The organism is Pedobacter sp. 01N416 (assembly GCF_056399685.1).
On record NZ_JBFTRT010000509.1, the window covers coordinates 1 to 5907 of the forward strand.

Here is a 5907-nt window from a genome sequence, read left to right on the forward strand (position 1 = left end):
GTGTTTGCGGGCGATCGGGATGACGGCTCATCTGAACCTTGTTCCAACCGGTTAAATTTTTATATAAGTTATTGGTAGTTTCATCTAATTTACCATCAAGCTCATCTAAAGTGGCAGACATATCTACCTTAGTTTTTTCGGCAACTTGCTTAACCTTTTCTATCTGCTGAACTAAATCGGCAATAGGTTTTTCAAAATCGAATGATGTTTTTATTTGCTGCATAATTGAACCACAAAAATAAGTAATTATTTTTAGTTTGCAGTGAACAGTTTTTTGTTTGCGTTTTTGCGGGAATAAATCGAACCAGCGTAAAGGAAAATTAGCATTGTAAATAGTTTTTTATTCTTCATGATTTGGAAAGCAATTGCAGTGGTGCTTTGGTTTGGTTCTGTCCCGCCCCCGTTTCTGCTCCCGATGTAAAATCGGGAGCATCTCACTCCGGTCGGGTTTAGATTACACCTGTTCCTGCAACTATGAGGGGTTTCCTTGCCACCGCCCTAACCTACCTAGCCCTGATTGAAGCGGCATACTTTTTTACAGCACTACCTTAAAATTGCTGTCATGCTGAGGCACGAAGCATCTGTTTCATCGGGGTGAGATGCTTCGTGCCTCAGCATGACATGAACAATAAAAAAGATATAGCGCAAAGCAGGACGAACGATAATTATTACACTGCACCTGCGCTCCAATAAACCTAAAAGAGTTGACAAATAATTAGTTTGGCGATGAAATCTTTAAGCGATTTATCTGAACTCGCTTAAAGATTTCTCTCCCGAAAATTCGGGATTGCACTTCAGTCGAAATGACGACCAATTTTAGAACTTAGCTGCCTCGCCTGCTTTTGGTAATGCTTTTTTGATAAATTCACGGATATGGTTATTGGCCGTTTTCAGATCATCTTTACGTAAATACATCATGTGTCCGCTCCGGTAACCTTCCCAGCTCATACGGTCTTGCAGTTTACCTGCCGCATCTAACTGCCACATGCTGTATTTCGCATTGAAATAATCGCAGGCACCATCGTAATAACCTGATTGCACCAATAAGTGCAGATATGGATTCTGTGCCATGGCCTGGCGGAGGTTATCGCCAGTCTGATCACCTGCTTTATCCCATGGGTAAACGGAACCGAACATATTGTACTTTAAATCGGTTTTATAATTCAGCTCGTTGCGGATGTACATATTAATGGCTGGTGTAAAGGAATGTAGCCAAGAGGTTAGCTCTGCATTATAATCGGGTCCTTCGCCGGCACTCATTTTATCGATACCACGATAGCGCGAATCTAATCTACCTACTGTAAAACCTTTATCTCTCAGCAGTTCTTTCCAAAAGAAATCGGTTGGTACATTGAGGTTGTAATCTAATATCACTTTTTCTGAAAGACCGGAGTAATGCGCCATTTTTGTGGCAATGGCTTTCTTTTTATCAGCACTTAACATCCCGCCCTGCGAAATAGCTGGGATTAATTCATTAATGGTAAAATTTTCAACCTCAGGAAGCATGGCTGTTAAATCTTTGCCTTGTAAATCGGCCGCAAGCGCCTTATGATACCAGGCTGTAGCTGCAAAATATGGCAAACGCAAAGCCGCATCAACAGGGCCACTACGCTCAATACCAAGTTCTGTTGGCGAAACCAAAACCACACCGTTTAAATACATCCATTGACTGTTTTGCAGCTCTAAAGCCAAACCCGAAACGCGTGTGGTACCATAACTCTCGCCAATTAAAAATTTTGGAGAGGCCCATCGGTTATTGCGGGTTACAAAAGTATTGATCCACTCAGCCAGATATTTAATATCGGCACGTACTCCAAAGAACTTATTGGTTGGAATATCTTTACTCACCGCTCTTGAATAGCCAGTGTTAACCGGATCGACGTAAATAATATCGGCAACATCTAAAATAGAATATGGATTCTCTTTATAACCATAAGGTTGCACAGGATAACCTTCGTCATCAATATTTAAAACCACAGGGCCAGTATAGGCGATGTGCATCCAAACTGAAGCTGAACCCGGGCCGCCGTTAAAAGAGATTACTAAAGGTCGTTTATCGCGATTTTGCACATCACTGCGTTCGTAATAAGTATAAAACAAGCCTGCAATCGGTTTTCCGTCTTCATCCCAAACCGGTAATGTACCTGTTGTGGCCTTATAAGGAACGGATTTGCCATCGATATTTACAGTATGATTGGTAACAACAGAACTTTCTACTTTAATTGTCCTTTCGTTTGCTGAAGATTTAGGTTCATCTTTAACGGTAACCTGGGTAGTGGTTACGGTTTCTTTAGATTGGCTTTTTCTTGGTTCTTGTTGTAAAAAAAACCAGCACTGCTTTTGGCAATGCCGGTTCTGCAAAAAACTGCTGCAATGAAGCAGTAGACTCTTTATTTAGGCTGGCGATTTAAATCACCACCGCTTCGGCGCTTGCATCTGAAATTTGCCAGCCAATAGTCGGGTTTCCGGTTACCAATACATCTACAAAATATTCATAATAAGATCCGGCCTTATAACCTTCAAAAGTATCGGCATAAATTGGGCCTGAGGAATGGGACACCGAAGTTAGCGGAACGTTGCCCTCTCCTTCTATGCTTACTGTAATGCTCGAATAAACCTGCCCGGTGGTATACTGAAGTGTTGCCACTGCAGCCAGGCCATTACTGGTCGTGAAATTTTTTGTAACCGTAACTACACCCCGGCGCATAACCTTTTTAGGGGAAAGGGCAACTTTTTCGGGCGTAAAACTACTAAACAGACAAACTGTAAAAGCTAAAGAAGCTACAAGTAAAGCAATTGTTTTTTTCATTTTCTTTGGTTTAAATGGGTTAAATATTAATTAAAAATCATTTGTGTATAGCGCCAGAAAATACAACTACAATCTTACGCGGTAGTAAAAGTGAATAACTATTAAATTACAGGTGAGATTACAGTAGCTTGTTAGTTAAAGATAATGCTTTGTTGAGGAGATGCCTCGCTAAACCTACGCGCAAACGTTTGATTAATAAGCAAATACAAAATCACAGAAAATAACTAAATCAAACAACTACGACTGTTTAATATTACAGTTTGAATCTACTTTAAGCCTAAGAAAACAAAGTCTAAAACCGACACAGCACAAACGTTTGCTTAAAATATTATTCAAAATACGGGAGACAAAAAAGCCGATACCGCATTTGCGGTATCGGCTAATAAAAACTGATTTAATCGAGACGGGTTATTGTTTAATTCTTTTTTATCACTTTAAGGCCAGAATCTCTTCATCTGACAATACCTTGTTCCAAACTTGCAATTCATCTAACTTTCCTTTAAATCCGCCAACTGTTTGAAGCGGAAAAAACAAAGTTTCCGATTTACGCACTTTCGTTTTGTCTTTGTCTGTAAACGTGATCCAGTTATCGTACAATCGTTTTTCGAGTTTACCATTCACATAAAGACTGGTGCCCTTATTGGTTCCGGTTATGACCACGTGTGTCCAGCTATTTTCGGGCAAAGCATATCCAAAATCGATATCATAACCTTCCCTTGAAAACCCAAGTTTGCCCGTACCTGTCTGTTTTAATTTTACAGTAGCGTTAGGCGATTTGAATAACAGCGCACCATCCAAATTGTTACTGGCAGGGTTTACCCAAAAAGAAACCGTATAATTATAACCTATTTCAGCGTATGGTAACCTGGCATAACTATCTTTTCCTGAAAATGATAAAGCGTTCTTTAAATATCCTTCTGTATAAGTTGCATCAGTAGTTTTGATTTGTTTGTCCTTTTTATCGAAATTAAACTGGGCTGTAAATGGTGCATCGTTTTTAGATAGCTTTCCACTTATGTTTAATGATGGGCCTTCACCTATCTTCTTGCTCAAAACGTTAAAATCGTCGAAGGTTAAAGTTGTATTACTTCCTCCCCACATCTTTTGTGCTAATACCTGCATGGCGGGAAATACCCTGTCATGTACATCTTTTTCTGTAATTCCGTTGCCTACAATATCATTCCACACGGCAAAAGAGCCACCTAATATAGTAGGATCGCCAGGTGTAAACTGAACATTTCCGATCATAGAAGGGGTCCATTTGTTATAAAGATTTTTAATGTTCAGGTAATCATAATAGTAGCCTGCTGCAGGTACAATATATAGCCATCCATCAGGCGTACTGATTTGCTTATAGCCCAGTTTCTTCATTTCAACAGGGTTGGCATAACCGTTATACCAGGTGTTCATCACCACATTTTCTACTTTTACAGGAGTGGTACCTTTTGCGTGTGTTAATGCTCCCCACAGCCTAACATCTTTTCCAAAACTTTCTACATATTTAATCATGCGATCGGTAAAAGCCCTAAAAACTTCTGCATCTTTTTTAGCATATTCATCTGTACCAATGTGAACCGCTTTACCCGTAAACACTGGTGTGTTACCAGAAATATATTCTTTAAATACATTTTCCATAACCGTATAACTAAGTGGATTATGGAGATCGAGGTGATCCATACCATATGCTTTACTGCCAATTTCGGGGACTACCTTGGTAAAGGCCAGCGCATGCGCCGGTGCATCAATTTCTGGAATAATGCGGACCGCATAATTATCGGCTAACTGTTGTAGCGCCATAAATTCCTTTTTGGTATAAGAACCATCTTTTGCCGTCAGCCCTGGGTAGGTTGTATTTTCCAAACGGAAAGCCGAATAAGTATCAGCCCAATTATTATTGAAGTATTTTTTAAAGCCATTGTCATTTAGGTGGATCTGAAAATCGTTCAATTTGTAGTAAGACATGAATTTCACATAATCTCTTAAAAACTGTAAACTAAAGAACTTACGGCCAACATCGAGCACAAATCCGCGTACTTTAAATTCAGGGTAATCTCTTGCCAGCCCTTTTGGAATGGAATTTTTCTGTTCCAATAACTGTAGCAAAGTTCTGGTTCCCCAGAATAATCCCTGATATTTTACTGCACTAATGGTAATATATTCATCTGCATTAAAGTAGTATCCTTCTTCGCCAATGCTTTTATCTGTTGCACCTAACGATAAAAAAATATCGCCTTTTTTAGCCTTACCTTTCACAATTAACAGGTTAAAACCCAACTGATCTTTCAACTCTTGTTTTAAAATGCTGGCAGCGTTCTGCAGCCGTTTCTCATTCGCTGTATTTAAAACAATTCTACTGGTGGCCGTTAAAGAGAAATTGCCTTTACCACCATGCCATTCGCGTAAAGCGGGGATTACAAAAGGTTGTGGGTTAATGCCACCGTCTGAAAATTTCCCAGGCACAACGATCTGTTTAGATACATCATACCGTATCGAATCACTTACCTGACTAATCAGCTCGAAGTACAAGTTGACATTTGTTGCAACCAGTGGGGTATTAATATCGCCAGATGGATTTACTATTGGTTCACGATTACTTCCCTTAAATACCAAGGAATAACCTTTTGGGCTTTCGGGAAAAATAATTTTCTTGTCGCCGGCCTTTATTTCTTTAATGTTAGGTACTGATTGAATAACCGTGCTGTCGGTTTGACCGAATAAAAGACCTTGAATGACAATAACGAAACCAAGAGTAAATAGAATGCTTTTCATGTGTAAATGATGAATTATTATAATTTGCGTTTAGCGTATTCCGTTAAGCACATTACAGTTTTAATACTGAAGATGATACACTTATGAGTTAAAGATAAACTAAACTTCTTTATACGCTCAAGTAAGTTTTGCGCAAACGTTTGATGAAAATGCAATAGAAACCAATTGAATAAAAAAGCCGACACTGCATAAGCAATGTCGGCTGGTAAAAAACCGGGATCATATAAATTATTTATCCCACCAAACTCTACCTGCAAGGTTATCGCCACCTGGAACAGCTGCGGAAGCGGCCTTGTAGTTAACACCATTTTTAGCAGCTTCCTCTACAG

The 5907-nt window shown here is 39.4% G+C and carries 3 protein-coding genes and 1 pseudogene; all 4 read right to left on the reverse strand.

Annotation, left to right across the window (positions count from 1 at the left end):
* Positions 1–223, reverse strand: a pseudogene (locus tag AC1DND_RS22510) (acetyl-CoA carboxylase carboxyl transferase subunit alpha); the annotation flags it as partial.
* A gap of 593 nt (positions 224–816) precedes the next feature.
* Complete coding sequence (locus AC1DND_RS22515; RefSeq protein WP_477584837.1) at positions 817–2361, reverse strand: S10 family peptidase; 1545 nt, start codon at positions 2359–2361, stop codon at positions 817–819.
* 46 nt (positions 2362–2407) lie between these two features.
* Complete coding sequence (locus AC1DND_RS22520; protein ID WP_477584838.1) at positions 2408–2809, reverse strand: hypothetical protein; 402 nt, start codon at positions 2807–2809, stop codon at positions 2408–2410.
* Between the two features lie 429 nt (positions 2810–3238).
* Complete coding sequence (locus AC1DND_RS22525) at positions 3239–5578, reverse strand: family 20 glycosylhydrolase (protein WP_477584839.1); 2340 nt, start codon at positions 5576–5578, stop codon at positions 3239–3241.
* Positions 5579–5907 lie beyond the last annotated feature (329 nt).

Coding starts and splice junctions, on each gene's coding strand:
- AC1DND_RS22525 (WP_477584839.1), bottom strand. CDS start 5,578: ATGAAAAGCATTCTATTTACTCTTGGTTTCGTTATTGTCATTCAAGGT.
- AC1DND_RS22520 (WP_477584838.1), bottom strand. CDS start 2,809: ATGAAAAAAACAATTGCTTTACTTGTAGCTTCTTTAGCTTTTACAGTT.